Consider the following 3,059-nt stretch of genomic DNA (forward strand, 5'->3'; position numbering starts at 1 on the left):
TGTATAAGAGACCGCCCCCCGGCCCACCGCCGTCCGGGGCGCCACCGCGGCCGTGGGCGCTCTGCCTGGGCGGGGGACTGCTCCTGTGGTCGGCCGCCGTCCTCGTCACCTGCGCCACCGAGAACACCGGCCTCCTGCCCACCCTGATCCTCCTGGGCAGCTTCCTCGCCCCCGTCTGCTACGTCCTGTGGGCCCGCGAACGGTACGGGTCCCGGCTCGGCGCCGACTTGCCGCTCGGCTGCGCCGCCGCGGGCGGGGCCCTCGGCATGCTCGCCGCCTCCGTACCGGAGTACCGCCTGCTGCACCCCTCCGTCCCCCTCTTTCTCGGCGTCGCCCTGGCCGAGGAGGCCGCCAAGGCCCTGGCGCTCGTCCTGCTGGTACGGCGGCACCGCGCGGTCCGGGGCGTCCGGGCCGGTCTGGTGCTGGGCGCGGCGGTCGGCTTCGGCTTCGGCGCGTTCGAGAGCTGCGGATCCGCCGTCGACGCCCTGTTCACCGTGCGCGGCACCATCTCCCTGCGCGGCCTGGTCGAGACCCAGGTGCTGGGCGGGATCCTCGCGCCGCTCGGGCACGGACTCTGGACGGCGCTCCTCGGCGGCGCGCTGCTCGGCGCCCGCCGCGATGACGGGCGGCTTCGCCTCACCGGCCGGGTCGTGGCCGTCGGCCTGGGCGTGACGGCGCTGCACGCGCTCTGGGAGGCGGTCGCCGCGATCGCCGTCTGGCTCGTGTACCGGCTCACCGCCGACGACGCCGGACGCGCCCTCTTCGAGTACGGCTACCTGCCCCGCCCCACCGACCGGCAGAAGCACCTGTACACGCTGTTGTCCGACGGCGGACTGCTGCTGGTGGCACTGGCCGGGGCGGTCTGGCTGCTGTCCTGGGCCCGGGAGGGCCGGCGCCGGCGGTGAGCTGCCAGGGCGCGTCCGCCGGTGCCGGAGCGCGTGACCCGCGCGGTCCGCTCAGCCCACGCCGCTCGGCCGGAACTGCACGCTGATCCGGGGCCCGACCGCCCGGGCGGTCTTCGGTATCGAGTGGTCCCAGGTGCGCTGGCAACTGCCGCCCATCACGAGCAGGTCGCCGTGGCCGACGGGACGGCGGACGCGGGCCGGGCCGCCGCCGCGCGGCCGGAGGAGCAGCGGTCGCGGTTCGCCGAGGGACAGGATCGCGACCATCGTGTCCTGCGTGGCGCCCCGGCCCCGGCGGTCGCCGTGCCAGGCGACGCTGTCCCGGCCGTCGCGGTAGAGGCACAGCCCGAGGGTGCGGAACCGCTCGGCGGGCCCGGTCGCGTAATGCGCGTCCAGCGCGTCCCGGGCCGCGGCCAGCGCCGGGTGCGGCGGCTCGTCGCCCTCGCCGTAGTGGGCCAGCAGCCGGGGCATCGTCACCTCGTCGTCGTATATGCGCATCCGCTCGGCGCGCCACGGGACGCCGGTCAGCAGCGCCTCGAACAGCAGGTCGGAGCCGCTCAGCCAGCCGGGGAGCACGTCGATCCAGGCGCCGGACCCCAGCTCGGTCCGGCGGGCCTCGGCGAGCGGGCGCGCGAGGCGGATGTCGTCCGCCACGTCGAAGAGCGAGCCCTGGAGGGGTATGGCCATCTTTCCACCGTACGTCGCGTAAGCGACATATCTATTTTTGGCCCGGTTCGACGGGTTCTGCCGCGGGTTCCGGCCGCATCGGGTGCAGGTGGGGGAGGGCGGCCGTTCGCGCTAGCGCACCCGCCGCCGAAGTGGCCTGAAATCGCCGCTTTGCGGGCCATCTCTTTACCTATACTTCACTCGCCCATGATCATTTTCCGACGTCACCCCCCACGGTGACGGGACGGCGAGGATGTGCAATGCCGAAGCTCTCACTCCGGATACGTGGCAAGGCCCTCGGATTCACCGCCGCCCTGGCGGTCGGCGCCGCGGCCCTGACCGGCCCCGCGACCGCGGCGCCCGCCGCGGAGACCAAGGGAACGCACCAGCAGACGCAGCAGGGCCTGAACGCGCTGCACGCCGCCGGGATGCCGGGCGTCGTCGCCGGCACCCTGGGCCCGGACGGTGAATGGTTCGGCTCCGCCGGCTACGCCGACACCTCCACCCAGCGCAAGCGCACCGCCCAGGACCACATCCGGGCCGGCAGCATCACCAAGACCTTCGTCACCACCGTCATCCTCCAGCTGGAGGCCGAGGGCAAGCTGCGCCTCGACGACTCCGTGGAGCGCTGGCTCCCGGGGCTCCTCCAGGGCAATGGCTACGACGGCAACAAGATCACCATCCGGCAGCTCCTCAACCACACCAGCGGCGTCCACGACATGGTGGAGACCCCGGAGTGGCGGGAGTACATGAACGGCCCCGGTTTCCTCAAGCACCGCTACGAGTACCGCTCGCCCGAGCAGATCGTCGCCATGGGCCTGAAGTACCCGCCCTACTGGGCGCCGGGCGGCGGCTGGCACTACTCCAACACCGGGTTCGTCATCGCCGGCATGATCATCGAGAAGGCCACCGGCAACCCCTGGGCCCGCGAGGCCGAGCGGCGCATCGTCAAGCCCCTGGGCCTGCGCGAGACGACCTTCCCCGGCACCGACCCCAAGATGCCCGCCCCGCACGCCGTCGGCTACTCCAAGCTCTACGCCGAGAAGCCCGGCCCCGAGATCTACGACGCCACGGAGTACAACCCGGCCTGGTCCGGCGCCACCGGCGAGGTCATCAGCACCACCGGCGACCTCAACCGCTTCTTCAGCGCCCTGCTGCGCGGAAAGCTCTTCCCCAAGAAGCAGCTCGACGCCATGCTCACCACCGTCAAGACCGGCCAGCCCTTCGAGTACGGGCTCGGCATGATCGTCCGCTCGCTGTCCTGCGGCGTGAAGGTCTACGGCCACGACGGCATCGTCTGGGGCTCGCTCACCAGCACCGCCGCCACCCGGGACGGCAAGCACGCGCTGACCTTCCAGATGAACGGCGACTGGCTGGAGGACGGCAAGCCGTACGACGACATGTTCCCGGCCGAGTTCTGCGCCAAGAGCTGAGCCTTCACCGGTGGTCAGGGGGCGGGGCAGCGGCGCGAGACGCCCGCCCCGCCCCCTC

The 3,059-nt window shown here is 72.9% G+C and carries 3 protein-coding genes; 2 read left to right on the top strand and 1 reads right to left on the bottom strand.

Annotation, left to right across the window (positions count from 1 at the left end; all coding sequences use genetic code 11):
- Positions 1–905 (top strand): PrsW family glutamic-type intramembrane protease (locus ACSNOK_RS32080; protein WP_436784309.1); only part of this gene is annotated, 905 nt, incomplete at its 5' end.
- 51 nt (positions 906–956) lie between these two features.
- Here ACSNOK_RS32080 and ACSNOK_RS32085 read toward each other — a convergent pair.
- Complete coding sequence (locus ACSNOK_RS32085) at positions 957–1,589, bottom strand: alpha-ketoglutarate-dependent dioxygenase AlkB (protein WP_436784310.1); 633 nt, start codon at positions 1,587–1,589, stop codon at positions 957–959.
- 239 nt (positions 1,590–1,828) lie between these two features.
- On the opposite strand from ACSNOK_RS32085, the gene ACSNOK_RS32090 reads away from it, so the two are divergent.
- Positions 1,829–3,001, top strand: a complete 1,173-nt coding sequence (locus ACSNOK_RS32090; RefSeq protein WP_436784311.1) for a serine hydrolase domain-containing protein — start codon at positions 1,829–1,831, stop codon at positions 2,999–3,001.
- Positions 3,002–3,059 lie beyond the last annotated feature (58 nt).

The sequence above is a fragment of the Streptomyces sp. URMC 126 genome, from assembly GCF_051386555.1.
Classification (GTDB): domain Bacteria; phylum Actinomycetota; class Actinomycetes; order Streptomycetales; family Streptomycetaceae; genus Streptomyces.

Coding starts and splice junctions, on each gene's coding strand:
- ACSNOK_RS32085 (WP_436784310.1), bottom strand. CDS start 1,589: ATGGCCATACCCCTCCAGGGCTCGCTCTTCGACGTGGCGGACGACATC.
- ACSNOK_RS32090 (WP_436784311.1), top strand. CDS start 1,829: ATGCCGAAGCTCTCACTCCGGATACGTGGCAAGGCCCTCGGATTCACC.